At 71.9% G+C, this 26,071-nt stretch carries 21 protein-coding genes and 1 riboswitch; of the genes, 8 read left to right on the top strand and 13 right to left on the bottom strand.

The window, feature by feature from the left end; translation table 11 throughout:
- Positions 1-2: 2 nt before the first annotated feature.
- Positions 3-194, bottom strand: coding sequence for a CbtB domain-containing protein (locus FXF51_RS44935; RefSeq protein WP_148440920.1), 192 nt, complete (start codon positions 192-194; stop codon positions 3-5).
- A gap of 33 nt (positions 195-227) precedes the next feature.
- Positions 228-357: riboswitch (cobalamin riboswitch) on the bottom strand.
- A 124-nt stretch (positions 358-481) separates the two neighbouring features.
- Between FXF51_RS44935 and FXF51_RS44930 the strand changes: the two genes are divergently transcribed.
- Positions 482-1,450 carry a hypothetical protein gene (locus FXF51_RS44930; protein ID WP_148440919.1) on the top strand — a complete coding sequence of 323 codons (969 nt, stop codon included), beginning with the start codon at positions 482-484 and terminating at the stop codon, positions 1,448-1,450.
- Here the strand turns inward: FXF51_RS44930 and FXF51_RS44925 are convergent.
- On the bottom strand, positions 1,440-2,648 hold the full coding sequence (locus FXF51_RS44925) for a cytochrome P450 (protein ID WP_148440918.1): 1,209 nt from the start codon (positions 2,646-2,648) through the stop codon (positions 1,440-1,442). The genes FXF51_RS44930 and FXF51_RS44925 overlap by 11 nt on opposite strands.
- Positions 2,649-2,737: 89 nt before the next feature.
- Here FXF51_RS44925 and FXF51_RS44920 point away from each other — a divergent pair, with 89 nt between their 5' ends.
- Positions 2,738-3,346, top strand: coding sequence for a TetR/AcrR family transcriptional regulator (locus tag FXF51_RS44920; RefSeq protein ID WP_262380256.1), 609 nt, complete (start codon positions 2,738-2,740; stop codon positions 3,344-3,346).
- A gap of 14 nt (positions 3,347-3,360) precedes the next feature.
- On the opposite strand, the gene FXF51_RS44915 is transcribed toward FXF51_RS44920, so the two are convergent.
- From FXF51_RS44915 to FXF51_RS44905, 3 genes are read right to left on the bottom strand one after another with little or no spacing between them, the layout of a single operon-like run.
- Positions 3,361-3,828, bottom strand: a complete 468-nt coding sequence (locus FXF51_RS44915; RefSeq protein WP_148440917.1) for a hypothetical protein — start codon at positions 3,826-3,828, stop codon at positions 3,361-3,363.
- Positions 3,821-4,417, bottom strand: a complete 597-nt coding sequence (locus FXF51_RS44910; protein WP_148440916.1) for an RNA polymerase sigma factor — start codon at positions 4,415-4,417, stop codon at positions 3,821-3,823. The genes FXF51_RS44915 and FXF51_RS44910 overlap by 8 nt, the downstream gene beginning before the upstream one ends.
- A 31-nt stretch (positions 4,418-4,448) precedes the next feature.
- Entirely contained in the window at positions 4,449-5,783 is a 1,335-nt protein-coding gene (locus tag FXF51_RS44905; RefSeq protein WP_187414929.1) for a S8/S53 family peptidase, read from the bottom strand.
- Positions 5,784-5,886: 103 nt separating this feature from the next.
- Here FXF51_RS44905 and FXF51_RS44900 point away from each other — a divergent pair, with 103 nt between their 5' ends.
- The 3 genes from FXF51_RS44900 to FXF51_RS44890 all read left to right on the top strand — a co-directional run bounded on the left by FXF51_RS44900 (position 5,887) and on the right by FXF51_RS44890 (position 13,127).
- Entirely contained in the window at positions 5,887-8,583 is a 2,697-nt protein-coding gene (locus tag FXF51_RS44900; protein WP_187414928.1) for a CHAT domain-containing protein, read from the top strand.
- Between the two features lie 74 nt (positions 8,584-8,657).
- Positions 8,658-11,480, top strand: coding sequence for a patatin-like protein (locus tag FXF51_RS44895; RefSeq protein WP_148440913.1), 2,823 nt, complete (start codon positions 8,658-8,660; stop codon positions 11,478-11,480).
- A gap of 6 nt (positions 11,481-11,486) precedes the next feature.
- Positions 11,487-13,127 carry a peroxidase family protein gene (locus FXF51_RS44890; RefSeq protein ID WP_148440912.1) on the top strand — a complete coding sequence of 547 codons (1,641 nt, stop codon included), beginning with the start codon at positions 11,487-11,489 and terminating at the stop codon, positions 13,125-13,127.
- Between the two features lie 81 nt (positions 13,128-13,208).
- Here FXF51_RS44890 and FXF51_RS44885 read toward each other — a convergent pair whose 3' ends face one another.
- From FXF51_RS44885 to FXF51_RS44850, 8 genes are all read right to left on the bottom strand, one after another.
- Positions 13,209-15,515: a discoidin domain-containing protein gene (locus tag FXF51_RS44885; RefSeq protein WP_148440911.1), complete on the bottom strand. Its 2,307-nt coding sequence runs from the start codon at positions 15,513-15,515 to the stop codon at positions 13,209-13,211.
- Entirely contained in the window at positions 15,512-16,588 is a 1,077-nt protein-coding gene (locus tag FXF51_RS44880) for a hypothetical protein (RefSeq protein ID WP_148440910.1), read from the bottom strand. The genes FXF51_RS44885 and FXF51_RS44880 overlap by 4 nt, the downstream gene beginning before the upstream one ends.
- Positions 16,585-17,928 carry an alpha-L-fucosidase gene (locus FXF51_RS44875; RefSeq protein ID WP_222871750.1) on the bottom strand — a complete coding sequence of 448 codons (1,344 nt, stop codon included), beginning with the start codon at positions 17,926-17,928 and terminating at the stop codon, positions 16,585-16,587. The genes FXF51_RS44880 and FXF51_RS44875 overlap by 4 nt, the downstream gene beginning before the upstream one ends.
- Entirely contained in the window at positions 17,925-18,104 is a 180-nt protein-coding gene (locus tag FXF51_RS44870) for a DUF6903 family protein (RefSeq protein WP_148440909.1), read from the bottom strand. The genes FXF51_RS44875 and FXF51_RS44870 overlap by 4 nt, the downstream gene beginning before the upstream one ends.
- Positions 18,105-18,111: 7 nt before the next feature.
- Entirely contained in the window at positions 18,112-18,978 is an 867-nt protein-coding gene (locus FXF51_RS44865; RefSeq protein WP_148440908.1) for a carbohydrate ABC transporter permease, read from the bottom strand.
- Between the two features lie 10 nt (positions 18,979-18,988).
- Complete coding sequence (locus FXF51_RS44860; protein WP_262380255.1) at positions 18,989-19,894, bottom strand: carbohydrate ABC transporter permease; 906 nt, start codon at positions 19,892-19,894, stop codon at positions 18,989-18,991.
- 2 nt (positions 19,895-19,896) lie between these two features.
- Entirely contained in the window at positions 19,897-21,228 is a 1,332-nt protein-coding gene (locus tag FXF51_RS44855) for a carbohydrate ABC transporter substrate-binding protein (RefSeq protein WP_148440907.1), read from the bottom strand.
- A gap of 113 nt (positions 21,229-21,341) precedes the next feature.
- Complete coding sequence (locus FXF51_RS44850) at positions 21,342-22,361, bottom strand: LacI family DNA-binding transcriptional regulator (RefSeq protein WP_148440906.1); 1,020 nt, start codon at positions 22,359-22,361, stop codon at positions 21,342-21,344.
- A gap of 74 nt (positions 22,362-22,435) precedes the next feature.
- On the opposite strand from FXF51_RS44850, the gene FXF51_RS44845 reads away from it, so the two are divergent.
- The 3 genes from FXF51_RS44845 to FXF51_RS44835 form a co-directional block, all read left to right on the top strand.
- Complete coding sequence (locus FXF51_RS44845; RefSeq protein WP_262380254.1) at positions 22,436-24,310, top strand: glycoside hydrolase family 35 protein; 1,875 nt, start codon at positions 22,436-22,438, stop codon at positions 24,308-24,310.
- A gap of 100 nt (positions 24,311-24,410) precedes the next feature.
- A complete protein-coding gene (locus tag FXF51_RS63125) occupies positions 24,411-25,232 on the top strand; it encodes a procyclic acidic repetitive family protein (RefSeq protein WP_262380253.1) in 822 nt (273 codons plus the stop codon).
- 440 nt (positions 25,233-25,672) lie between these two features.
- On the top strand, positions 25,673-26,071 hold a 399-nt coding region (locus FXF51_RS44835; RefSeq protein ID WP_222871749.1), incomplete at its 3' end, for a hypothetical protein.

Here is a 26,071-nt window from a genome sequence, read left to right as displayed (position 1 = left end):
CTCTAGTGGCAGGGCACGCCGAGCAGATGACGCCCGTCGTGCATCAGCTCGTGCAGCAGCGCCCCCGCCTGGGAGACGGCGCCGTTGTCCATCAGGACGAGGTACGCGACGAGCAGCAGTACGGGCACGGCCGGCAGCCAGGGGCGCAGGCGCGGGAAGGGAATGGCGGCGGAAGGAGTGGAAGGTCCACTCATTTGATCCTCCTCAGGGTAGACGCGTCCCGTTCAGCGAGGTCACGGCCACCAAGCGACCTGGCTCCCGGGATCTACGTCCCGGATACAGTGGCGCGTCCGCACCGGCATCTCACCGGATTTCCCTTGGACAACCGTGAAATCTACCGGAACGTATCCTTTCATCCGGTTCACGTCAACATCATGGTGGTGCTGACCCCCGCAGAACCTGGGGTGCGCGCGGGAATGTGGCCGCGGCGGCCCAGGCCGGACCCTGGAGCGGACGTCACCTCACCCCCCAGGGAGGGCCCATGTCCGCCGCACCGCACGAGCCGCGCCGCCGGGTGACGCGGTGGCACAGGCCGTTGCTGCTCATGGTCGCCTCGATGCTGGTCCTGCTCGCCGTCTCGGTGGCCGGGCTGGTGTTCGACGGCCGGGTTCTGCAGGGCGCGCCCGTCTGGCTCAAGCCGCTGAAGTTCGCGGTGTCGCTGGCCGTCTACGGGACCACCCTCGCCTGGATGTTGTCGCTGCCGCACCGGGGGCGGAGGTGGACCTCGGCGATGGCCACCGTCTTCGCCGCCGCCGCCTTCGTGGACGTCGGGATCGTCGCGGTCCAGGTGGCGCGCGGCACGTTCAGCCACTTCAACGACTCGCCGGAGCCGTTCGAGGAGACGATCCAGCGCGTCTTCGGCATGGGCGTGATGAGCATGATGCTGGCCAACCTGGTGCTCGCGATCCTGCTGACCGTCCAGCGGGTCGGGCCGGACCGGGCGGCGAGCCGCGCCATCCCCACGGGGCTCGGGCTGGCGATCACCGGCATGGTGCTCGGCTTCCTCATCCCGTTCCAGGGCGAACCCCACACCGGGCTGACGACGGACGGGGCGCCGGTGCCCCTGACCAGCGGCCACAGCGTGGGCGTGCCGGACGGCGGCCCCGGCCTGCCGATCACCCAGTGGAGCACCACGGGCGGCGACCTGCGGGTGCCCCACTTCGTCGCCCTGCACGGGCTTCAGGTGATGCTGCTGCTCGCCCTTCTGCTGGCCTGGCTGGCCGCCCGCCACCCGATCCTGCGTGACGAACGCGTCCGCGCCCGCCTGGTCGGCGTCGCCGCCACCGGGTACGCCGGTCTCGTCGCCCTGGTCACCTGGCAGGCCTTGCGCGGCCAGCCGCTCACCGGCCCCGACCTCCTGACGCTCGGCGCCGCCGCCCTGCTGGCGGGCTGCACCGCCGTGGCGTGCGGCGCCGTGCTCTCAGCCGCGGTAGAGACTCCTACCAGGTGACGGGCAGCTCGTGCATCCCGTACACGGTGGAGTCGTCCTTGAACGAGAGCTGCTCGGCCGGCACGGCCAGCCGCAGCCCGGGAACGCGCCGCAGCAGCGTGTTGAACACGATCTCCAGCTCCACCCTGGCCAGGCTCTGCCCCAGGCACTGGTGCGGGCCGAAGCCGAAGGCGAGGTGGCTGCGGGCGTCGCGGTCGATGTCGAACCGCTCGGGCTCCTCGAACGCCGCCGGGTCGCGGTCGCCGGCGTTGGCGAGCATGAGCACGCCGGACCCGGCGGGGATGACGGTGCCGCTGAGCTCGACGTCCTCCAGCGCCACCCGGGCCATGGCCAGCTCGGCGATGGTGAAGTAGCGCAGCATCTCCTCCACCGCGTTCCCGATCTTGTCGGGGTCGGCGCGCAGCGCGTCGAGCGACTCGGGGTGCTCCAGCAGCATGTACGTGCCCAGCGAGATCATGTTCGCCGTGGTCTCGTGGCCGGCGATCAGCAGCAGAAACGCCAGGCTGAGCAGCCCCAGGTGGTCACTCTCGCCGTCGCTCTCGCGCTGCTTGACGATCTGGCGGCCCAGCAGGTCGTCGGTGGGCTGCTCCTCCTTGGAGGTGATCAGCTTGTCGAGGTAGACGGCCAGCTCCAGCACGGCGTGCTGGCGCTCCTGCTCGGTGGCCGCGCGGTTGAGGAGCTGCGCCGAGTGCTCCTGGAAGAAGTCGTGATCGGAGTACGGCACGCCGAGCAGCTCGCAGATCACCAGCGACGGCACCGGCAGCGCCAGCGCCGTCACCAGGTCGGCGGGGCGCGGGCCGTCGAGCATGGCGTCGAGGTGGTCGTCCACGATCTGCTGGATGCGCGGACGCAGCGCCGCCATGCGCCGCACGGTGAACTCGCCGATCACCTGGCGGCGGGCGTGGCCGTGCTCCGGCGGGTCCATCTCCAGCATCATCTTCGGCAACGGCGATTCGGACAGCTGCCCGTCGGCGCTGCTCAGCTTGGGCGCGTTGGGATGGCGGCGGTCGGCGCTGAAACGCGGGTCGCTCAGGATCGTCCTGATGTCCTCGTAGCGGGAGGCCACCCAGGCCTCCCGCCCCGTGGCGAGCGTGACCTTGGCGACGGGCTGCTCGCGCAGGAATCGCAGATGCTGCTCGGGCGGGGCGAACGGGCAACTGCGGGCCGTCTCGAGCGTCGCGGCGGAGTCGGTGGTCAAGGCTCTCCCATCAACATGGTGTCCTACGGCACAACTTCCCTACATGTGTAGCCTAACCTTCAATTGTCCGAGACACTACACTGACGTGCGTGACGACGACCACCAGAGACCGCGGCGAGGAACAGGCCGATCCGAGGGTGCGTCGCACGCAGGCGGCACTGCGGGCCGCCCTGATCGAGCTCGTCCAGCACCGGGACCTGTCGAGGATCAGCGTGGCCGACGTCGCCGAGCGGGCCGGGATCAGCCGGTCCACGTTCTACGACCACTACCGCGACGTGCACGAGCTGGCCGCGTCCGCCTGCACGGTGATGATCGACGAGCTCATCGAGGCCATCCCCGGCCGCGCCCCGGCCCCGTCCGAGGACCCGCCGGACACGCTGCTGACGTTCTTCGCCCACCTCGCCGAGCACGCCGGCCTCTACCGCAGCGTGCTGGGCCCGCAGGGCAGCGCCCGCGTCACGGACCACATCCGGCACCGCGCCACCGCGGCCGTCTACGCCCACCGGGCCGGTGCCGTCCTCGACCCTTCCGCGGACATCCCGCACGACGTGCCGGCCGCCTTCACGGCGGGCGCGCTGCTCAGCGTCGCCACCGACTGGCTGCGGCGCGGCTGCCCGTGCCCGCCCGCCGAGATGGCCGCGCGGACGTTGCCGCTGCTCCTGACGCTCTACCGGGAGGATGCCGGCCGCGACGAGTAGGGGACGACTCCGCTCTACAGCGTGAACCAGCTCGTCGAAACGTCCAGCCCCGTCTGGGTGCGGCAGTGGAGCCGGAACGGGCCGTGCGGCTTGCCGCGGATGACGAACACCCCCAGGTCGTCGATCTCCAGCGGCGGCCCGCCGCTGCCCGACCCGCCCTGCACGCGAACCTCGCCCGCCTGCGGCGGCACCACCTGGCCCAGCAGGGCGCTCTCGGTGATCTCCAGCTCGATGGTGAGCCGGGTGGCGGCGAACGTGAGCGCGCGCAGGACGGCAGAGTCCGCGCGCAGCGCCGCCACCTCCTCCTCCACATGCATGGCCGAGTCGTAGGTCAGCTCGGCCAGCTCCACGTCGAGGTCGAGATCACGCCAGGCGAAGGCCGCCTTGCCCGCCTCGACGAACTCGCGTGGGACGGCGTCGGCGGCCCGCATGGCCGCGCGGAGCCTGGACAGGAGCTCGTGGTCGTCCCACGCCTCAGACATGACTATCACCCTCTCGCACTTCCGTGTCCGCCCGCATCAGGGCGGCCAGCGCCGCGTTGGTACGCAGCCGCGCCAGGCATCGCGATCGGGTGGGGCCGATGCTGCCGACGGCCATGCCGAGCCGAGAGGAGATCTCGGTGTAGGGAACCTCTCGCAGAAGGAGTGACAGCAGCCGCTGACAGTCGGGCGACAACTCGGCAAAGGCGGCGCGGAGCACGGCGTTGAGCTCGGCCTCCTCCAGCGTCCGCGTGACGTCGTCGCCCCGGTCGTCCGCGACGGTCGCGGCGTCGAGCGGGGATTCGGCGCTGTCCTGCTTGTGCCTGGCCCTGCGCACCCGGACGCATTCGCGTTTCGTCGTGGTGGCCAGCCAGGAGCCCAGCCGCTCCGGGTCGCGGAGGCGGGACAGGTGCTCGACGGCGCGCATCCACACGAACTGGGCGACGTCGTCGATGTCCCGGCGGTCCAGGCCGTACGCTCTGCAGATCGACCAGAGCATGGGGGCGTACCGCTCGACGAGCCGGTCCCACGCCGCCTGGTCACCCGTGCGGGCACGGATGACCAGGGCTTCGACCTCGAAGCTGTCCGGCATGGCACGTCCCTCGGGAGCGCCTCCGCCGTCACTACTGGAACCGGATGACGTCGATGCCGTCGATGCCGGCGGATGGCGCGTGGTCGTAGGTGGTCGGGGTGCTCCCAGGTTCCTCCCTGAACAGCCTGTCCGCCACCTCCTGGACGGAAATTCCCTGCGTGTAGGCCCGCTGTGCCATGGCGCCGCCGGCGTACGCGGCCGAGAACGAGCTGCCGCTCCAGGTGGCGTAGCCGGGGGAGGGGAAGTAGTCGGAGCGGTCGGTCCGCTCTACCACGCCCTCCAGCACGTTCAGCTCGGCCATCCAGACGTGGCCGGACAGGAACAGCCCGCGCAGGTTCTGGCCGGGCGCCGTGCAGTCGACCCAGGGCGCCTGCGCCTGCGTCGGGGAGAAGTACGCGGGGAAGACGTCGTGGGCGTTCCGGGCGCCGACGGCGATCACGGTGGAGCTGGCGGCCGGCCACATCGGGATGTTCGGGGGCAGCTCGGAGACCTGGACATCCGGAGGCGCCCCCGCCTCGTTCCGGCCGTTGTTGCCCAGCGCGGCCACCTTGACGACGCCGCTGGTGCGCTCGCAGGCGCGGGCCAGGGCCAGCGGTTCCCGCCCGTCGGCCGTCGCGCCGCCCAATGCCATGATCATCATGTCCAGATCGTCGTCCATGGCCCCGGCCATCGTGGTGGCCAGCCGCCACGAGCTGGTCGTCAGCCGGTCGGGGTTGAGCACGGGATAGATGACGAACTCGGCGTCCGGCGCCTGCTGCGCCGCCACCGAGGCGACGAAGATGGCGTGCCCGCTGAACGACACCCGGTCCTGCCGCTCCTCCAGCAGCGCGTCGTCGGAGTCGGTCACGTACCGTCCGGCGAACCTCGGATGCGCATGCATCGGCGTGTCCAGGATGCCGATGCGCGGCCGGCGGCGGGTCGAGTGCGACCGCGCGGGCAGCGCGAACGCGGGGGCGGGCCGGGGGTCGCCGACGCTTCCGCCGCTGTACGGGGAGCCCTCGATGTTCTCGTACACCCGGTTCTTCGCGACCACCGGCCGGTAGCCCGCGTGCTCGGCGGCGGACTTCTCACGCAGGTGGAACAGCGCCAGGTCCAGGGCGGAGGGCTCCTCGCCCTCCATGTACGTCCCCACGGCCGCCCGCTTGACGCGCTCCACCAGGCCGTGGTCGAGCAATCTGACACCGTCCGCCAGATCGCCGAGCTGGTACAGGTGCAGCCCGAGCCGCAAACTGGACTGCAGCGGCACCATCTTGATCTTGAGCGCGTCGAGCTCCTGGCCCACCTGACGCACGTCCTTCGGGTCGATCACGATCTGATCGCTGAAGAACGCCTCGATACGGCGCCTGACCACCTTGTCGTCGGCCATCGCTGCCTCCTTGGGTTCGCGGGTAGCGCGCGCCGAAAAACAGAGAGGACAGTCTCCGCTCTGATACATCACACGCGGCCGATTTCGCGGCACACTCCCGTGAGTGAGTCTGAGCCCTTCCGATCCGGGCGCGGAGCTGCTGCGGCTCGCCGAGTCCGACCCTGCCCGCCTGATGGGCGTGGCCGCCGGAGTGCTGCGGCACGCCCGGGACGGGGGCGACCTCCGGCTCGCCTCCGTGGCGGCACGCGCCCTCGGCATCGCGTCCTTCCACACGACGGACCTGCACGTGGCCGCCCGGCACCTGCGCGACTCCATCCGGCTCGCCCAGCGGGCCGGGTCGCCTGAGCTGGCCGCCGAGACGCGCCTGCGCCTGGCGTTCGTCTGGTGCGTCCAGGGACGCATGGAGCAGGCGCTCGGCGAGGTGGACCGGGCGCTGCCCGACCTGCGCGGCGTCGGCAGGGCGCGGGCCGAGGCCCAGCGCGCCGTGATGTTCAACCACCTGCGCAGGCCGGACGAGGCCCTGGCCGGCTACCGCGTCGCCGTGCCCGCCCTGCAGCAGGCCGGAGATCACCTGTGGCTGCAGCGGGTGCTGTCGAACCGCGGGATCGTGCACGGCTTCCGCAACGAGTTCGCCGCCGCCGAGCACGACCTGAACGAGGCGGAACGGCTGTGCCGCCGGCTCGGCCTGGACCTGTCCCTGGCCATCGTGTGGCAGAACCTCGGCTGGCTGCGCGCCCACCGCGGCGACGTGCCGGCCGCGCTGCGCTACCTCGACCTCGCCGAGGGACGCTTCAGAGTGCTCGACACGCACCAGCTCTGCTGGACGCTCGCCGACAGGACGGAGCTGCTGCTGTCGGCGGGGCTCATCGCCGAGGCCAGGGATGCGGCCGAGGAGACGCTGGCCGAGTTCGGGCGCCGCAAGCGCACCGTGGGGGTGCCCGAGGCCAGGCTGCTGCTCGCGCGGACGGCGTACCTGGAAGGCGATCACGAGCAGGCCGTGCGCGAGGCCCGCCGCGCCGCACTGGGCTTCGGCCGGCAACGCCGGCCGGAATGGGCGGTGCTGGCCAGGTTCGTGGCCCTCAGGTCGGCCGCGGCGGCGGGCGCCGCCGGCGTGAGCGTGGCGCGGGTGGAGCGGTGCGCGGCCGAGCTGGCCGCGGCCCGCTGGCTGTCCTCCGAGGTGGAGGCCCGCATGCTGGCCGCCGCGCTGGCCATGGAGCGCGGCTGGACCGCGCGCGCCCAGCGGCAGCTCGAACTCGCGGCCCGGCGGCGGCTGCGCGGCCCCGCCATCCAGCGCGTGCACGCCTGGCACGCCGAGGCCCTGGTACGGCTGGCGCGCGGCAACCGGCGCGGCGCCAAGATCGCGCTGCGCACCGCGTTGCGCGTGCACGACGAGCACCGCGCCACCCTCGGCGCGACCGACCTGCGCGCGCACGCGTCCGGGATCCGCGTCGGGGCGGCCGAGCTGGGCCTGCGGATGGCGCTGCACGACGGCAGCCCCGAGGACGTGCTGGCCTGGGCCGAGCAGGGGCGGGCCAGGCACCTGCTGATGAAGCCCGCCCGGCCGCCCAACGACCCGCGCCTGGCCGGCGCGCTCGACCGGCTGCGGGTCGTGGTCGCCGAGATCGGGCTGCGGCGCGGCGCGGGGGAGGACGCCGCCGTCCTGACGGAGCGGCAGGTCGCGCTGGAGCGGGAGATCCGCGACTACTGCCGCCACCACGCGGAAGGCGGCGCGCTCGCCGCGCCGGTGCCGCCGCGCGAGCTGGGGCGGGCGCTGGGGGAGCGGGCGCTGGTCGAGTACGTGCACGTGGACGAGGTGATGTACGCGATCACCGTCGTGGACGGGCGGGTGCGGCTGTGGGAGCTGGGGCCGCTGGCACCGATCAGGGGGCTCGTCGAGCGGGTGCCGTTCGCGTTGCGGCGGATGGCGCGGCGGCAGTCGCTGCCGGGCAGCCAGGACGCGGCCGAGCTGCTGTTGCGGGGGACCGCCGAGCGGCTCGACGCGCTGCTGATGCGGCCGTTGGCGGGTGAGGTGGGGGACCGGCCGCTGGTGGTGGTGCCGAGCGGGCCCGTTCAGGCGCTGCCGTGGTCGGTGCTGCCGTCGTGCGCGGGACGGCCCGTGTGTCTGTCGCCGTCGGCCACCCTGTGGCACACCGGGAACCAGGCGGGCGCGTCGGGGGCGGGAGGCACGCCGGAGGTTCGGGGCGCGTTGGGGGCGGGAGACATGCCGGGGGTGGGGCGGGTGCTGGCGGCGGCCGGGCCGGGGCTGCCCGGGGCGCGGGCGGAGGCCGAGGGGGTCGCGTCCATCCACGCCGTGCCCGCCCTGGTGGACGCGGCGGCCGGCACCGAGGCGGTGCTCGCCGCCCTGGACGGCGCCGGGCTGGCGCACATCGCCGCGCACGGCCACGTCCACCCCACCAACCCGCTGTTCTCCTCCCTCCGCCTGGCCGACGGGCCGCTCACCGTCTACGACCTGGAACGCCTCCGCCACCCCCCGGAGATCGTGATCCTGGCCGCCTGCGACAGCGGCCGCTTCGTCGTCCGCCCGGGCGACGAGCTGCTCGGGCTCAGCGCCACCTTCCTCGCCCTGGGCACCCGCACCATCGTGGCCCCCGTCCTGTCCATCCTGGACGTCGAGAGCACCACGCTCATGATCGCCCTGCACAAGCTGCTGGCCGCCGGCCACTCCACGGCCGCCGCGCTCGCGCAGGCGCAGCAGCAGGTGGCGGGGGAGGACCTCGCCGCGTACGCGGTGGCCGCCGGCTTCGTCTGCATGGGAGCGGACTCCGCCGTGCCCGCATGATCGTCGGTATCAAGGTGGCGCCCGGTCCCTCTGGTGCGGGTTAGAGAAGTCCCCGCAACCACCAGAGGTGCGGTATGAGTGCCGACGACGCGCAGCCCCCGCCCGGTCAGGAGATCCGTCTCGCGGTGGTGCTGGCGGGCGGGGTGAGCCTCGCCGTCTGGATGGGCGGCCTGGCACGGGAGCTCAATCTGCTGCTGGACGCGGACGACGCGCCGGAGCGCTCCGGCTTCTACCGGTCGCTGCTGGAGCTGCTCGGCGTCACGGTCCGCATGGACCTGGTCTCCGGCACCAGCGCGGGCGGCATCAACGCGGCCCTGCTCGGCGCGGCGAACGCGCGGCGCGGCGACCTCGGGCACCTGCGCGGGCTGTGGATGGACGAGGGCGGGTTCGACAACCTGCTCCGCGACCCCGCCGACGCGATGCCCGTGTCGCTGCTCAAGGGGGACGAGCAGCTCCGCACCACGATCCGGCGGGCCGTGCGGGCGCTGCCGACGACCGTGGACCGTCCGCGCGACACCGACGTGCTCATCACCACGACGCTGCTCTCGCCCGAGTACCGGTACTTCACCGACACGTTCGGCACCATCACCACCGAGCTGGACCATCGCGCCCTGTTCAGGTTCGGCGCGGCGCAGCTCACCGGCGAGCTCGCGCCCCTCGCCGACGCGCTGGCGCTCGCCGGACGCAGCACCGCCTCCTTCCCCGGCGCCTTCGAACCGGCGTTCCTGCCCGAGACGTCCGCCGACACGACCAGGGCACACTGGGTGTCGGACGGCGGGCTGCTGGTCAACCGGCCCATCGCGCCGCTGCTCCGCGTCATCTTCGACCGCCCGGCCGACCAGCGCGTACGCAGGGTGCTGCTGCACGTCGTCCCCACCAACGCCGTCACCCACAGCCAGGACGACCGCGCGGACCAGCCCCTCAGCCTGCACACCGCCCTGATGCGCAACGTCGAGGCGGTCCTGAGCCAGTCGATCGCCGCCGAGCTGAACGCCCTGCGCGAGCACAACCAGCGCGCCGCCGCCGGCTCCGACACCCGGCTGCGGCTGATGCGGCTGGCGCTGCGGCTGCGCGGGAGGGGCGACACCGGCCCGCTGGCCGACGCCGCCACCTGGGCCGGCTACCGGTCCCGCCGGGGCGCCTGGCTGGCCCGGCCGGTCGTCGCCGAGATCATGCGGCAGCGGGCCGGTGAGGCGGCCCGGGTCTCCGAGTACCCGAAGCCGGGGACGGCGCACGAGCTGGAGGTCCGGGACGAGGCCGTCGCGACCGTGACGCGTGACTGGCCGCGGGCGACGCCGGGGCCTGAGCGGGCGGCGCGGGAGGCGGCCACGCTCGGGCGGGACGCCTTCGACGCGGCCAAGGCGACCGTGCTGGAGCTGCTTCACCTCGGTGACGGGCTCGACCCCGAGGGCCTTCACGGGCTGCCGGGCCTCGTCCATCGGGTGCACGCGGCGTCCGGGAGAGGGGAGAGGCGGGAGCTGGCGGAGATCGTGCGTGCTGCCGCCGCCGTCCATGCCGATGAGGAGCGGCTGCGGGAGGTGGCACGGCGGGTCGCCGCGGAGTACGTCGCCGCGGATCCGGGAGAGCTGGAGTCGGCGTGGGCCGAGCTGGGGGCGGTCATCGCCGACGCCTTCCCCGCGCTCGCCTCGCTCGCCGGACAGGCAGAGCGAGCAGGGACCACGCGGACGGCAGCGCAGGGTGACGCGGTGCAGGGTGACGCGGTGCAGGGTGACGCGGCGCAGGGCGAAGCGGTGCAGAGGGAAGCGGCGCAGAGGGAAGCGGCGCAGAGGGAAGGGGCCGGGTGGGGAGGGGCCGAGCGGGAAGGTGCGGCGCGGGGAAGCGGGGAGCGGGACGGGCGCGATGCCGCGGTCGCCGAGCGCCTGCTCACCTACCTGGCCTACCTCGGCCCCGACGCCCAGCTCTGCGCAGGACGCCTGCTGGACCTGGTGGTCGCCGAACGCGCGATCCTCCCCGACGACATCGAGGTCGAGCAGCCCGTCGAGCTCATCCAGACCAGCGCGGACACCCGCACCCTGCTCGCCCCCCGCCTCGGGAGGGCGGACGACAAGCTGACCGGCCTGGCCCTGCACAGGTTCGCCGCCTTCTACCGCGCGTCGTGGCGGGCCAACGACTGGATGTGGGGCCGGGTGGACGGCGCGGGCTGGTTCGTGCACCTGCTGCTCGACCCACGCCACCTGCGCGCCGTCATGCGCGCGAACCCGCCCGAACGGGGCCGGAGGCCCTCGGAAACCCTGCTGCGGCGACTGCACGATGCGCTCGGCCTGAGCGAACCACCGGACCTGCGGCACGAGCTGGCCTTCCTCGACGACCCGGCCCTGCCGCTGCCCGCCAGCCTGCCCGACCTGTCGATGTGGGTCGCGAGCAGGCTCCAGGAGCACATCGTGGCCGAGGAGCTCGACGTCGTCGCCGCCATGCTGGAGCGGGAACAGCCGTACATCGAGCCGGCCTGCGCGCAGTGGCTGCGCAAGTATCGCGCCGCCCCGAGCGAGGAGCGGCCTGGGCACCTGACGTCGCTGCCCATCGTCCGCGGGATGTCGTGGCAGTGGACGCCGCCGCTCGCGAAGATCATCGCCAAGGCCGGCGTGGTGACGGTCGGCGCGGTCGGCGCCGGCCTCGCCACCGGCGTGCCGTGGACCCGGCCGTGGCCGGCCGTCGCCAGGTACGTCGCCGCCACCGCGTACGGCGTCGCGAACGCGCTGCTGGCCGTCCCCGGTCTGCGTTCACTCCCGAGACCCGTCGCCGTGCCCGTGTGGGGCGCGACGGTGCTGCTCGCCCTCCCCCTGCGCCCGATCAAGATCCTCATCGACAAGGCACGTCCCCCGAGACGCAAGCACGTTCACGCGCTCACCAGTTCAGACCGTCAGAAGGAGAGCTGACCGCACATGAACCGCCACCAGCGCAGTGAGTACTACGTCACCGACGAGGGCGTCTACTGCCCCGAGCAGGGCCCGGGCTGCCGGCGGCCCTCGACCTGGGAGGAGCTGCGGCACTTCCGCTTCTCCCGCCTCGTGCCCAGGCAGGCGCCCCTGGCGATCGGCGGCACCGTGGACACGACGCTGTCCCAGCGGATCGCCGAGGCCATGGTCCCCGCGAACGAGACCGACCAGCCGGACTCGCTGATCCCCGCCGGCTACACCTACCTCGGGCAGTTCGTCGACCACGACCTCACCATGGACAGGACGGACGCCACGCTGGGCGAACGGGTCACCCTCGACCAGCTCATCCAAGGCCGCTCACCGGCCCTCGACCTGGACTCCCTCTACGGCTTCGGCCCCGACCACCCGGACAGCGCCGTCTTCTACGAGCCGGGCAGCATGCGGCTGCGCACCGGCTCCACCGCCCGCGTGGGCGAGCTGCGCGACTTCGACGGGTTCGACCTGGCGCGGGAGCAGGGGACCGGCAGGACGCTGATCCCCGACCCGCGCAACGACGAGAACCTCGCGGTGGCGCAGATCCATCTGGCGTTCATCCGCTTCCACAACCGCATCGTGGACGAGCTGGCCGCGAACGGCGTGCCCAGCGCGCTGCTGTTCGAGAAGGCCAGGGAGCGGGTCGTCCTGCACTACCAGTGGGTGCTGCGGCACGACTTCCTGCCCAGGATCGTCGACCGCGCCATCGTCGAGGACGTCTTCACCCGTGGCCGCCGCTACTTCGAGGTCCCGGTCGACCCGTACCGCGACTCCTACCAGGACGGCCACGAGAACGGCGACCGGTACGCCACCGTGGTGCCGGGCCAGATGCCCACGATGCCGCTGGAGTTCTCGATCGCGGCGTTCCGGCTCGGGCACAGCATGGTGCGCGACTCCTACGAGTGGAACAGCGTCTTCAACTCGCAGGCCATCCCGGCGACCCTGGCCCTGCTGTTCAGGTTCTCCGGGACCGCCGGCGTGCTGACCGCCGACAACCGGCTGCCGTCCAACTGGATCCCGGACTGGCGGCGGCTGTTCGACCTGGTGACGGACGGCGACGCGGGCGCCGCGTTCGCCCCGCCCGCACCCGGCCTCAACCGCGCCAAGCGCATCGACACGCTGGTGGGCCACTTCCTCGGCCAGCTCCCGCCCGGCACGTTCGGCGGCCGGCTCGCCCCCGGCATCCCCGACGAGGTGGAGCACAACCTGGCCTTCCGCAACCTGGTCAGGGCGGAGATGGTGCAGCTCGCCAGCGGGCAGCAGGCGGCGGACTTCATGGACCTGCCCAAGCTGAACGCCAACCAGATCCTCGTGGGCGACAAGACGGCCGCCGACCTCAACGCGCTCGGCGACGCCCATCCGATCACGGAGAACACGCCGCTGTGGCTGTACATCCTGCGTGAGGCGGAGGTCAACAAGGGGCTGCTGACCGGCGTCGGCGGGCGGATCGTCGCCGAGGTCATGCACCGGTGCATGGAGGGCAGCCGGTACTCGATCGTGCGCCGGCCCGAGTGGAAGCCGGACCTGCGTACGCCGTCGGGCCGGTTCACCATGGCGCATCTGCTGCTGCACGCGTTCGACAACGATCCCGTCCTGCTGAACCGCGTCCAGTAGGAACGGCGTGAGGGCGGGCGTCGCCACGAAGGGACGACGCCCGCCCTCAGCCGCGCGCCCGGGGCGCGCGCCTCCAGCCGGTCAGGCGCCGGCGCGGTGGACGGCGACCTCGGTCAGCGTCGGCGTGTACACCTCCGTGGGCTGCTGCCCCGTCAGCGCCACCCGCAGCCTGGCGGTCGTCACGGTGCCGAAGCCGGTCACCGACCGGTCGTGCCCGATGCCGTCGGCGCCGCTCGCGAACGTCACCCACGCCCCGGCCCCGGCGTCCCACCGCTGCAGCTCGAACGTGCGCACCCGCGGGTTGGTGCCCGAGTCGGTGTACTCGTCGAGGTACACCTCGTCGAACGTGGTGTCCGCGCCGAAGTCGACGTCCAGCGTGATCGGGTACGCCGCGTCGTCGGCCGCCGCCCAGCGGGTCGCCGGGTCGCCGTCGGTCAGGTTGACCGCACCGAGCGTGCCGTTCGCGCCCGGATGGGTCGAGCTGGCGGTGACCGGCTTGCCGAGCGCCAGGTTGGCCCGGCCGTCGCCCTGCTCCTCCTCGATGGGGTCGGTGTCCACCGGGTTCCTGACCTTCTTGCCGGTCTTGCTCTCGGCGATGCCGATGTCCGGCGCGTCACCGTAGTAGAGGTGGGTGCCGAGGAAGTCCTCGGTGCCCAGGTGGGGGTTGTAGCGGCCGGCGTCGATGAGCGGCGAGTCGTCGCGCAGCCTGAAGTGCGCCGCCGCCTTCCTGATCCGGTTGACGCCCGCGCCCGTGACGTACTCCGCCGGGTCGCCGGCGAACCTCGGGTCCACGCGCAGCCCGGCCTTGTCGGCCGGCTCCTGCGCGGAGTGCGTGCCGTCCGCCTCGTAGTAGTCGTTGCTGGCGAACACCGCCTGCCGCAGCGCCCCGGTACGGCGGTACCACGGCGTCGGCTCCGACTTGGAGGTGTTGTAGAAGATGTTGTTCAGGAAGTAGACCCTGCTCAGGAACGTCTCGTCGTGCACGTAGTCCAGGTCCGCGCCGTCGTAGACGAAGGTGTTGTTGACGAAGTACGTCGGCGAGTAGTTCGTCGACAACATGTTCTTCACCAGCACGCCGTTGTCGTTGACGCTCAGGTTGTAGCGGGCGACCGAGTTCGAGCTGTTGCCCATGTACGCCATCCAGCCCGCCGCGTTGTCGTGCGAGTAGTTGAACTGGTAGGTGACGTTGAAGTTGGTGTACTCCAGGTCCCACGGCGTGCCGTCGTACTCGTTGTCCGGGCCGCCGTACACCTCGTTGTACTGCATGACCGAGTCGGCGCCCGCCCACAGGTACAGCCCGCACGACACCGCGTCGTACCGCTCCAGGAAGCCGTTGACCTCGTTGTACTCGGCCGTCATGTGCTTGCTGTTGGCGAACTGGAACGCGCCCTGGCCGATGCTCTGCGCGTAGTTGTGGCCGATGTAGACGTCGCGGCTGTACAGGTCGCGGGTGCGGACCCAGAGCTGCTCCCAGCCCTCGTGGAACTTGCCGCTCTCGTCGTACTCGCCGGCGTCCCTGCCGTCGGCGGCGAACCAGTTGAACGCGAACTGCACGGCGTGCAGCTCCACCTTCGTGAAGGTGTTGTCCTCGATCCTGACGTCCTTGAAGTGGTGGCCGCCGGTGCCGTACTCCTTGTAGCTCTTGGCGCCGAAGACCTGGAAGTTCACGCCGCCGTAGTGGATCTTCTGCCAGGTGCTCGGGCCGTCCAGGTCGTGGACGTGCACGTCGGTGATGCGGAAGTGGTCCATGACGCTGTCCGCGCCCGGCTCCAGGAGGTCGGCGTTGATGGAGACGGCGATGCCGTCGCGGACGTAGCCGCCCGTGGTGATGTCCGTGGCGAAGTCGTCGTCGTTGGACAGCTCGACGTGGTCGATCTCGAAGTACTGCTGGTTGCGCAGCACGATCGCGCCGGTCAGGCCGACCGTGTCGGGGTTCTTCGTGCCGTCCGCCTTGAACGGGCTCGGCACCTTGCCGTTCGTGGCGATGTACGGCAGGCCGGCGCGCGCGTCGCCGTACGCCGAGATCGTGATCGGGCGGCCCGCGCTGCCCGAGCCCTTCGGCCAGAGCTGCTCGTCGTGCCACTGCTCGCCGGCCTTGAGCAGGATGCGGTCGCCCGGCGCGAACGTGGTCGCGTTCGCCTTGGCCAGGGTGCGCCAGGCCGTCCTCGGCGAGGTGCCGGGCGCGTCGTCACGGCCGTTGGTGGCGTCGAGGTAGTAGTCCTTGCCGCCGGTCCTGTTCGGCGCGTTGCCCGGCAGCTCCTTCTTGAGGGTGGCGGGGGTGCGGGTCTCCGCCGCGGCGGCCGGGGCGAGCGAGCCGGCGAGCAGCACCGCGAGCAGGGCGGTGAGCAGGATGGCCAGGCGCCGTTCGGGGGGTGGGGTGGGTGTCACAGTCGTGCGTCCTCTGCGTTGATGGCGTCCACCGCCGCCGCGTCGACCCGCATGGGGGTGCTGTCCACGCGGCGCTGGAGGAACTGGGTGAACTTCTCCTCGATGAGCGACTGCCGGATCCGCCGCGCGTACGCGGCGAACGCGGCCTCCGCGTCGACGGTCTCGCCGTCGAGCTCGTAGTAGGTGATCTGTCCGGTGCCCGGAACCGGGGCGGAGACCTGGCCGGGGTCGAGCCCGCCGAGCACGGCCGTGAGGTCCCTGTCGTGGGCGGCCGCCGTGCCGCCGCCCTGGTGGGTGGCGGTCGTGAGCGTGGCGCCCGGCTCACGCTCGGCGACCTGCTTCAGGTCGTCCGCCGCGGCCACCCGCCGCTGCAGGTCCCGCGCGTACCCGGCGGGCGCGTCGTCGGGGATGGGCACGACGAGCTTGGCGTAGGTGTAGGTGGTGGCGTTCGCGCTCCACGCGTCACGGTCGGCGTCGAACGCCCGCCGGACCTCGGCGTCCGTGACGGCCAGCTCGGGGGCCAGGCGTTGCTTGAGTGCCGTGGTGAGCTCGGTGAGGTGGTGCGAGTAGTACTGCTCGGGGGAGAACTCGGCCAGGCCGTAGACGACCTCGCCCTTGGTGACGGCGTCGGCGCGGCGGGCGTTCTCGGCGTCCAGGGCCGCGAGGAAGGCGTCGTGGTCTGGGGAGTCGATCAGGCCCTGTTCCTGGGCCAGGAGCAGGGTGGTCTTGTCCCGGTGGATGTCGTCGAGGGCGCGTTCGGTGAGGCGCTGGAGCGCGGTCCTGTCGCCGGTCTTCTCGGCCCAGGTGATCGGGGTCTGGAGGTGGAACCGGTTGTGTAACTCGTTCTGGACGGTGGGGGCCAGTCGGCGCAGGTGGAAGAGCAGCTCGTCGCGGGTGACGGGGTGGCCGGCGAGGGTGGCGACCTGGCCGGGGCGGGCGGCGAGTGCCACGCCGGTGCCGATCAGGGCGGCCAGGGCCGTCACCACGCCCGCGATCACCAGGACGACCCGCCGCGACGGCCCCCGCCGCCCAGCGCCCTTGCGTCCGGCCCGCACAGGCGCGCCGGCCTTCACGGTGCCGCCTCGATCACCGCCACGTCCGCGATGACGGGCGTGTCCCGGGCCTCGGGCACCTCCACCACCACCGCGTCCACCTCCACCGGCGCGAACGTCAGGATGCGCCGGTACCCCACCGCGTGCGCCTCCCCGAGCGTCACCCACCGCCCGTCCCCGAGCCGCCCCCGCACCACGACCCGCTCGACGCGCTGCCCCTGCGCGATGTCCTCACCGACGCACACCGCCTCGACCAGGCACGACCGCCCGAGTTCGAGCGTCACCCGAGAACCGTCGGCGACCTCCACGGCGGCCTCCAGCCGCCGCCCCCGGAAGTCCGAGATCCGCCGCCCCAGCCCTTCCAGCACGGCGACGTCGGCGTCCGCCAGCAGCCCGTCACGAGCGGGCGGCACGTTGAGCAGGAAACACGCGTTCCCCCCGACGGACCGCAGGTAGATGGTGAACAGCTCCTCCACCGGCCGCACCGCCCCGTCCTCGGCCGGATGGTGAAACCAGCCGGGCCGGATCGAGGTGTTCACCTCGGCCGGGTACCAGACCAGGTCGTCCTCGTGCCCGGCGAGCGCCGCCCGGCTGCCGAGGTCGCGCTCGTCGCTGCGGATCGCCTGCCGCGCGAAGTCGCCGTCGTCGGCCTGCTGGGAGCGGTCGGCGACGCGTTCGGCGTCCTGGAGGGCGCGCGGCACGACGCTCCACTCGTCGGGCCGGGTGTCGCCGGCCTCGTTGCCGCACCACCGCACGTCGGGCCCGCACACGCTGATGACCGCGTCCGGCTGCAGCTCGCGGACCACCGCGTAGTAGCGCTCCCAGTCGTAGGTCTGCCGCTTGCCGTTCGGGCCCTCGCCGTTCGCGCCGTCGAGCCAGACGGAGAAGATCGGCCCGTAGCGGGTGAGCAGCTCGGTGAGCTGGGCGACGTAGAAGTCGTCGTAGCCGGTGCCGCTGCCGTACGAGGCCTCGGTGCGGTCCCACGGCGACAGGTAGACGCCGAACTTCAGCCCGTGCCGCCGCGCCGCCCGCGCGACCTCCGCGACCACGTCGCCCTGGCCGCCGCGCCACGGCGAGGCCGCCACCGTGTACGAGGTGACGTCGCTCGGCCACAGGCAGAACCCGTCGTGATGCTTGCAGGTGAGGATCACCCCGGTCATCCCGGCCGCCTTGAGCGCCCGCACCCACTGGTCGGCGTCGAGCGAGGCCGGGTCGAACAGGGCGGGGTCGTCGTGCCCCGGACCCCACTCGCGGTTCGTCATCGTGTTCATGCCGAAGTGGATGAACCCGTAGAACTCCATCTCCTGCCAGGCGAGCTGCCGCGCGCTCGGCCGTACCAGCGTCAGGTCCGCCGCGTTCACCGCCACCTCCGGTTGTAGGAGGCCAGCACGGCCAGCAGCCCGGCCAGGCCGGCCAGCATGATCGCGAGGTTGCCCCACCCGATCGGGGTGCGGGCCGAGATCACGACCGCCACGCAGACGGCCGCGACCAGCGTCCGGGCGGTGACGACCAGCGCACCGCGCGTCGAGTCCTTCATGTGTGCATCAGCCCTTCACGCCGCCGGACGCCATGCCCTCGATGAGCCGGCGCTGGATGAACGCGTAGAAGATCAGGACGGGGACGATGACGATGACCATGCCGGCGTACAGCCGCCCGTAGTCGGCCGCCGCCTTCTGCGCCGTCATCAGGTTGAGCAGGCCCACCTGCAGCGTCTTGCCCTCGCCCGGCAGCAGGGTGAGGGCGATGATGAAGTCGTTCCAGTAGGCCAGGAAGTTGAACAGGATCACGGTGGTCAGCGCGGGCCGCGCCATCGGCAGCATGACCCTGGTCATCACCTGGAAGCGGGACGCGCCGTCCAGCGCGGCCGCCTCCTCGTAGTCGGCGGGGATCGAACGGAAGTACGCGGCCAGCAGGTAGATCGTGAACGGGATCGAGGTGGCCGCGTACACCAGGGACAGCACGCCCGGGTTGTCGATGAAGAAGCCGTCGGGGAAGACGTCCACCAGCGCGCGGTCCCAGCCGACCAGCATCAGGAAGATCGGCACCACGATGTAGTTGACGTTGACGAACAGCCCGGCCAGCAGCGCGACCTCGACCAGGCCGCGCCCACGGAACTCGTACCGGGCGATCACGTACGCCGCCGGCACCGAGACGGCGATCACGAACACCAGCCCGAGCACCGTCACCAGCACCGAGGTGAAGAAGTACTGCCCCATGTGCGCGGTGACGAAGGCGTCCACGTAGTTCTGCAGGTGCAGTCCTTCGGGCAGCGTCCATGGGCTGCCGTAGAACTCGCCCTTGCGCTTGAGCGAGGCCAGCAGCACCCAGCCGACCGGCACCGCGATGGCCAGCGCGATCGCGGTGACGAGGACGTAGGTCAGCGCCCGGCCGGCGCGCGGTGTCTTGGTCATGGCAGTGCCTTCAGAACTGGAGTGGCTCGCGCCGCGTCGCCCGGCTGACCAGCAGCGACACGAGGAACGAGAACGCGAAGATGACGACGCCGATGGCCATGCCGTAGCCGTACGACGAGTTCGTGTACGCCTGCTTGTACATGTAGCTGAGCAGCACCTCGGAGGAGCCGTCGGGGCCGCCGCCGGTCATCGCGCGGACGAGGACGAAGCTGAGGTTGACCGCGCTCATCACGAAGAACGTCAGCGTCGTGCGCAGGTTCTGCCAGATGAGCGGCAGCGTGATGGCGAAGAACTGCCGCCCGGCGGAGGCTCCGTCGAGCGCGGAGGCCTCGTAGAGCGACTCCGGGATGCTCGACATGCCGGACATGTAGAGCACCATGTAGTAGCCGAGCGACTGCCAGACCATCGCGATCGCGACTGACCAGAGCACGAGCTGCTGGTCGCCCAGCCACACCTGCCGCAGGCCGTCCAGCGACAGCGCCTTCAGCGTGCCGTTGATCAGGCCGTTCTCCTGGTCGTACAGGGCGGAAAAGACCGCCGCGATGACGACCACGGACAGCACGCTCGGCACGTACAGGACGAACCGGTACAGCGACCGCCCCCGCATCCGCTGCCGCGTCATGATCGCGGCCAGGAACAGGGCCATGCCCATGGTCACGACCGTGACGACGACGAGCAGCGCCACCGTGTTCTGGAACGCGCGCACGAACTGCGCGTCGTCGAGGAGCCGGGTGAAGTTGTCCAGCCCCACGAACCGCATGTCGGGGGAGAAGCCGCTCCAGGTGTAGAACGACATCCGGAACACGTTCACGGTCGGCACGATCATGAACACCACGAAGAGCACGAGCGCGGGCAGGAGGCAGGCGAGCACGAACAGCCCGTTGCCGCGCCTGCCGCGCTCCGCTGGTCGGGCCACGCTCAGCTCCCCGCCTGACGCAGCTTCTCGCTGGCGTCGTCGAGCGCGGCCTGCCACTGGTCCTCGGTCTTGTCGCCGCTGATGATGCTGTTGGCGGTGTCGAACAGGGCGGCCTTGATGTCCACGCCCTCGACCGGCGCGGTGCTGGCGAAGCCGCCGACCAGCGCCGTCACCGAGGAGTCGTCGTAGACCTGGTAGAACTCGGCGTTCTCCTCGGTCAGGCTGCTCGCGATGCCCTGGATCGGCTGGACCGCGTTCGCCTTGGCGAAGATCTTCGCCGCCTCGTCGGAGTACAGGTAGGCGACGAACTCCTTGGCGGCGTCCTTGTTCTTGGCGGCGCTCGGCACCCAGACCGACTCGACCGAGGTGGTGATGTAGCGCTTGCCGCCCGCCGTGACCGCCGGCAGCGGCGTCAGGGCCCACTTGAAGCCGTCGGCGCGCGGCGCGTCCTTCATCTCGCCGACGATCCAGGTGCCGTTCGGCATGAACAGCGTCTTGTTGTCGAGAATCGACTGCTGGTTCTTGGTGAAGTCCTGCTCGTTGGCGTACCCGACGGTGGTCGGCGCGGCGTACTTCAGCAGCTTGGCCGTCAGGTCGAGCGCCTGCCGGGCCTGCGGCGTCTTCCAGACGCCCTGCTTGTACGTCATGACGTCGGTGTAGAACTGCTCACCGCCCACGTCGGCCAGCAGCGCGAAGAAGTACGAGTCGAGGTAGCCGGCCGTCGGGTACGTGAACAGCGAGATGCCGTCCTTCTTGGCCTTCTCACCCAGCTCGAACAGCTCGTCCCAGGTCGCGGGGACCTTCCAGCCCTTCTGGTCGAACAGGCCCTGGTTGTAGAACAGGCCGGTCGGCGCGTAGTACATCGGCATCGTGTACGTCTTGCCGTCGCCGTACGGGTTGGTGTTGAGGTTGCCCACGATGCCGTCGATGAGCTTGCCGCCCACGGTCTTGTCCTCGCCGGGCACCTTGGCCTGCAGCACCGGAGTGAGGTCCTCCAGGGCCTTGTCCTTGATCAGCGTCTCGGTGAGCGCGGCCTTGCGGCCCTGGCCGAGCACCACGACGTCGGGGAAGCGGCCGGCCTTCATGTTCGGGGTGATCTCGTCCTCGATGCTCTTCGAGATCTGCAGCTGCACGTCCACGTTCGGGTGCTTGGCCTCGTACGCCGCGATGACCTGCGTGTACATGTCGCGGCCGTAGCCGCCTTCGAGGGCGGCGACGCTCAGCGTGGTCTTGCCGCCGGAGCCGGAGCCGGAGTCGCCTCCCTCGGCCCCGCAGGCGGTGAGCAGTCCGAGGGCCGCCACGGCGGCGCTCGCGAGGATGAGTGATCTCCTCATGGTTCTGGGTCCTTCCGACGACTGCCCACCTGAATGCGGGCGTTGTTACGATGGCACCGATAACATGAGCGGCGCAAGTGGCTCTTCCCAAACGGCCGTCACAGGGGTCTCAGCTATGGGCGCGGCGGCGCCGTGGAGTCGCGTACCGACAGGGACGCGTTGACCAGGGACTCCCCGGCGGCGGGGTCGGCCCCTTCGAGCAGCAGCGCGACCGCCGCCGCGCCCGAGCGGTAGAAGTCCTGGCGGACGGTGGTCAGCGGCGGGCTGCAGTAGGCGGCCAGCTCGATGTCGTCCACGCTCACGATGGACACGTCGCCCGGCACCGACCTGCCGCGCTCGCGCAGCGCGCGGATCACCCCGAAGGCCATCTCGTCGCTGGCGGCGAAGACGGCCGTGACGTCGGGGATCATCGCCAGGACCTGGCCCTGCCGGTAGCCGGAGTCGGGCGACCAGTCGCCCTCCAGCGGCGGCGGAGCCGCGATCCCGGCCGCGGCCAGGCACTCCTGCCAGCCCTGCCGGCGCTGGCGGGCCTCGATCCACTCGTCCGGGCCCGAGACGTGCCACACCTGGCGATGCCCCAGGTCGAGCAGGTGCTGCGTGGCCAGCCTGCCCGCCTCCTTCTGGTCGATGCCCAGCACGCGGGCGCTGGCCGTGCGGGAGCCGTCGAGCGTGACGGTGGGGATGTCGCGGGTGATGTCCTCCATCTTCTGCGTCACGGAGATCAGCGGCACCGCGATGACGATGCCGTCCACGCCCTGGTCGGCCAGCTTGGACAGGGACCGCTCCATCAGGCCCGTGTCGAGCCTGGCGATCGTCGCGATGCTCACCGCGTACCCCGCCTCGCCCGCGGCGGCCTCGACGCCGGCGGTCACCGCCGAGCGCGAGTAGTAGCCGCCTGACTGCAGCAGCACGAGCCCGATGGTGTGGCTGCGGCCTGAGGAGAGCATCTTGGCCGCGGCGTTGAACCGGTATCCGAGCTGCTCGACGGCGGCGAGCACGCGCTTCTTCGTCTCAGGGTTGACGTTGGGCGAGTCGCGCAGGGCGCGCGAGACGGTCTGCGCCGACACCCCGGCGGTCCTGGCCACGTCAGCCATGCTCGGCTGTCTCGCGGGCCGCTCGGTGGCTTTGGTCATGGCGCTCCTCTCGTTCTGACCTGGATCATAGCGCGCTTGTTACACATGGCATCGATAACATAGGCTCTCCCTCCGTGATCGAGCTCCCCGCGCCTGACGCGTCCCCGGCACAGCCCAGCGGCTCCGATGCGCCCGAGTCCGGCGGGCCTTTGGCGCCCGAGTCCGGCGCGGCGGCCCCCGCGCTGACGTGGGCCGGACGCCGCCTGTACCGGCGCGGCGTACCGCACCAGATCCTGTCCGGCGCGCTGCACTACTTCCGCGTCCACCCCGACCTGTGGCGTGACCGGATCCGCCGCCTGGCCGACCTCGGGCTCAACACCGTCGACACCTACATCGCGTGGAACTTCCACCAGCCCCGCGAGGACGCCGCCCCCCGCTTCGACGGCTGGCACGACCTGGAACGCTTCATCGGCCTCGCGGGCGAGGAGGGGCTCGACGTCATCGTCAGGCCGGGCCCGTACATCTGCGCCGAGTGGTCGAACGGCGGCCTGCCGAGCTGGCTCACCGGCCGCGACGTCGCCGTCCGCAGCTCCGACCCCGCCTTCGCCGGCCCGGCCGGCCGCTGGTTCGACGAGCTCGTCCCGCGCCTGGCCGCCCTCCAGGCCGCCCACGGCGGGCCGATCGTGGCGGTGCAGGTGGAGAACGAGTTCGGCAGCTACGGCGACGACCACGCCTACCTGCGCTGGAACCGCGACGCGCTCACCTCCCGCGGCATCACCGAGCTGCTGTTCACCGCCGACGGCCCCACCGAGCTGATGCTCGACGGCGGCACCCTGCCCGGCACCCTGACGGCCGTCACCCTCGGCTCCAAGCCCGAGGCCGCCCGCGAACTGCTCGCCGCACGCCGGCCGGAGGAGCCGTTCGTCGTCGCCGAGTTCTGGAACGGCTGGTTCGACCACTGGGGCGAGCGCCATCACGTGCGCGGGGTGGACAGCGCGGTGCGCACCCTGGAGGGCATCGTCGCCGACGGCGGCAGCGTCAGCCTCTACATGGCGCACGGTGGCACCAACTTCGGCCTCTGGGCGGGCGCCAACGAGCACGACGGCCGCCTGCAACCCACCGTGACCAGCTACGACTCCGACGCGCCCATCGCCGAGGACGGCACCCTGACCGACAAGTTCCACGCCATGCGCAAGGTGCTCGGCGCGTCCGGCCCCCTCCGCGTGCCGGAACGCCTGCCGGTGCTGCCGCCCGCCCGCGTCCCGCTCACCCCGCGCGCCGGCCTGCTCCCCGGGCTGCGCGCCGTGCCCGCGCCGACCGTGCACGGGCCGCGTCCCGCCTCGTTCGAGCGGCTCGGGCTGGAGGCGGGCATGGTGCTGCACACCGCGCACCCGCGCATTCCGGCGGGGGAACACCGCCTCGTCCTCAGCGACGTGCGCGACCGGGCGCTCGTCTTCGCCGACGGCACGTTCCTCGGCGTCGCCGGCGATGGCCGGCCCGAGCTGACGGTGCGTGGCACCGGGGCGATCGTACGGCTGGAGGTGCTGGTCGAGAGCCTCGGCCGGATCAACTACGGGCCCGGCGTCGGGCGGCACAAGGGGCTGCTCGGGCCCGTCCTGATCGACCGGCGCATGGTGCAGGGCTGGGACAGCACGCCGATCGCGCTGCAGGAATGGACGGACGCCGACCTCACCCGCGCCACCGCCACCGCCGCCCCCGCCCTCGCCCCTGGTGGTTTCGCTGTGGCGACGGTGCACGTCGAGACGCCCGCCGACACCTTCCTCGCCCTCCCGGACTCGGGCCGCGGCCTCGTCTGGGTCAACGGCTTCCTGCTCGGCCGCCACTGGGCGATAGGCCCGCAGGTCACGCTGTACTGCCCGGCCCCGCTGCTGCGCGCGGGCGCGAACACGGTGACCGTCCTGGAGCTGGAACGCGCGGGCGACGTCCTGGAGCTGCGGGAACGCCCGGAGCTTGGCCCGGCGGAGGAGTACGTCGAGGAGTTCTCCTGAGGCCTTGTCTGGTACGTACGGCCGCGGGCCCCCGGTTCACTCTCATGCCCCTTGCCCGTGGACCCACGATGAGCGGCGAAAGCCATCCCACAATGGGCCAATGACCCACCCACCCCGGCAAGATCAGTGGGGTCCGCCACCGCCCTACGGCCCCCCACCGCGCCAGTACGAGTTCGCCGCCCTGCCCCCCAGGAACAACCACACCCTGCTCATCGGCCTGTCCGCCGCCCTCGGCGTCATGCTCCTCCTGGGCGGCACGGCCGGCACGGTGATCTTCTACAACGCCTCCCGCGCCGGGCCCGCCCCGGCCACGGCGGCTCCCGAGCCCTCGACACAGGAGCCTGCGGAACCGGCCGACGAACCGGCCGACGAACCGGCCGACGAACCGGCCGACGAACCGGCCGACGAACCGGCTGACGAGCCGGGTGACGCGACGAAGGCCGCGCCGGGCTCGCCGATCACGCACCGCGAGTTCGGCGACTGGGACTTCCGCTTCGAGAAGGTCAGGTTCGACGCGAACAAGGCCGGCGGCTGGTCGTACGACACCTGCGACCCCGTGGACGGCCAGGGCGTGCTGGCCGACACCAAGTGCGAACGCGCCATCCAGGTCGCCTACTCGGCCTACCGGGGTCACCTCAAAGCGGTGCAGGTGACGATGGCGTTCCCGAACGGCAAGGCGGCCAAGACCGCCGCGACCCGGCTGGCCAAGCTCGACGCGAACGCGCTGAACATCCGCAGCGACATGACCCTGGCGAGGTTCGAGTACGGCCAGATCCGCGCCAACGTCGCCAAGCAGTACGTGATCGCCACCATCGTCACCGCCGACAGGACGGCCGAGCCCAAGGCGGCCAAGTTCCACCTGTACCTCCAGGCCGACGCCATGAGCTACTTCCTGCTGCGGGACGTCACCGTCACGAGCTGATCCCCTCGCTCCGGTCGCCTCCCGCACGCAGGCGCTCGCGCTGCGACACCCCGAGCGGCGGGAACAGCACCGTCGAGATCCGGGCCGCGACGTCGTTCGGAAGCTGCCGCCCCCCAGGACCATCCGCCCTCCGCCCTCCGCCCTCCGCCCTCCGTCGTCCCGCACCGCGCCGGACACGTTCAGGAGGCTCACCGCGGTCGCGAGCGTCCCGCACACCACCCAGAACGCGGCCCTTGCCGGCCTGCAGCAGGCCGACCGCGCCCGCGACCGAGCCGTATGCAGCAGCATCGCCGACAGCTCGGTCAGGAACCGGCCGGTCCCGAGGGTGAGGGGCGGGACGGGAACCGGCCGGGTCCGCTGTCAGGGGGAGGCGATGAGCTGTCAGGATCCCCCGTTGGGCGGAGTCGCGCAGGTGGGGGCCGCCTTTACGATCAGTGGCCATGACGTGGACGCGGCTGAGGGACGTACGCCTCATACCCCTGGTGTTCGGACCTCTGATCGCCGTGCTGGCCGTGATCGAGGTCCGGCTCGACGACTTCTTCGGCGCCACCGCCACCGCCACCGCGACCTGGGTGCCGGGGGCGGTGATGGGCGCGGGCCTGATGCTCGCGGCCCGGTACCCGCTGACGGGCACGCTGATCGTGGCGCTCTGCCTGCCCGCGGGCATGGTCGTCTTCGGTGCGCCCGGAGTCTCCGGCGCGAGCATGGCGGGCATGATCGGGGCGGTCATGTGGACGGGCTGGCGGGAGCCCCCCCCCCCCCCCCCCCTGGGGCCCGGGCCCTGCGCCCGGGTGGTCGCCGGGCCGCGGCCGGCCGCGGGGGCGGCCGGGGGGAGGCCT

The organism is Nonomuraea sp. PA05, from assembly GCF_008086045.1.
GTDB classification, from domain to species: domain Bacteria; phylum Actinomycetota; class Actinomycetes; order Streptosporangiales; family Streptosporangiaceae; genus Nonomuraea; species Nonomuraea monospora.
This window is presented reverse-complemented; position numbering and strand designations above follow the sequence as displayed.

Bases quoted from the DNA above. Each gene is read 5' to 3' on its own strand.
- FXF51_RS44935 (WP_148440920.1), bottom strand. From the start codon at position 194: ATGAGTGGACCTTCCACTCCTTCCGCCGCCATTCCCTTCCCGCGCCTG.
- FXF51_RS44930 (WP_148440919.1), top strand. From the start codon at position 482: ATGTCCGCCGCACCGCACGAGCCGCGCCGCCGGGTGACGCGGTGGCAC.
- FXF51_RS44915 (WP_148440917.1), bottom strand. From the start codon at position 3,828: ATGTCTGAGGCGTGGGACGACCACGAGCTCCTGTCCAGGCTCCGCGCG.
- FXF51_RS44910 (WP_148440916.1), bottom strand. From the start codon at position 4,417: ATGCCGGACAGCTTCGAGGTCGAAGCCCTGGTCATCCGTGCCCGCACG.
- FXF51_RS44905 (WP_187414929.1), bottom strand. From the start codon at position 5,783: ATGGCCGACGACAAGGTGGTCAGGCGCCGTATCGAGGCGTTCTTCAGC.
- FXF51_RS44895 (WP_148440913.1), top strand. From the start codon at position 8,658: ATGAGTGCCGACGACGCGCAGCCCCCGCCCGGTCAGGAGATCCGTCTC.
- FXF51_RS44890 (WP_148440912.1), top strand. From the start codon at position 11,487: ATGAACCGCCACCAGCGCAGTGAGTACTACGTCACCGACGAGGGCGTC.
- FXF51_RS44870 (WP_148440909.1), bottom strand. From the start codon at position 18,104: ATGAAGGACTCGACGCGCGGTGCGCTGGTCGTCACCGCCCGGACGCTG.
- FXF51_RS44865 (WP_148440908.1), bottom strand. From the start codon at position 18,978: ATGACCAAGACACCGCGCGCCGGCCGGGCGCTGACCTACGTCCTCGTC.
- FXF51_RS44855 (WP_148440907.1), bottom strand. From the start codon at position 21,228: ATGAGGAGATCACTCATCCTCGCGAGCGCCGCCGTGGCGGCCCTCGGA.
- FXF51_RS44850 (WP_148440906.1), bottom strand. From the start codon at position 22,361: ATGACCAAAGCCACCGAGCGGCCCGCGAGACAGCCGAGCATGGCTGAC.
- FXF51_RS63125 (WP_262380253.1), top strand. From the start codon at position 24,411: ATGACCCACCCACCCCGGCAAGATCAGTGGGGTCCGCCACCGCCCTAC.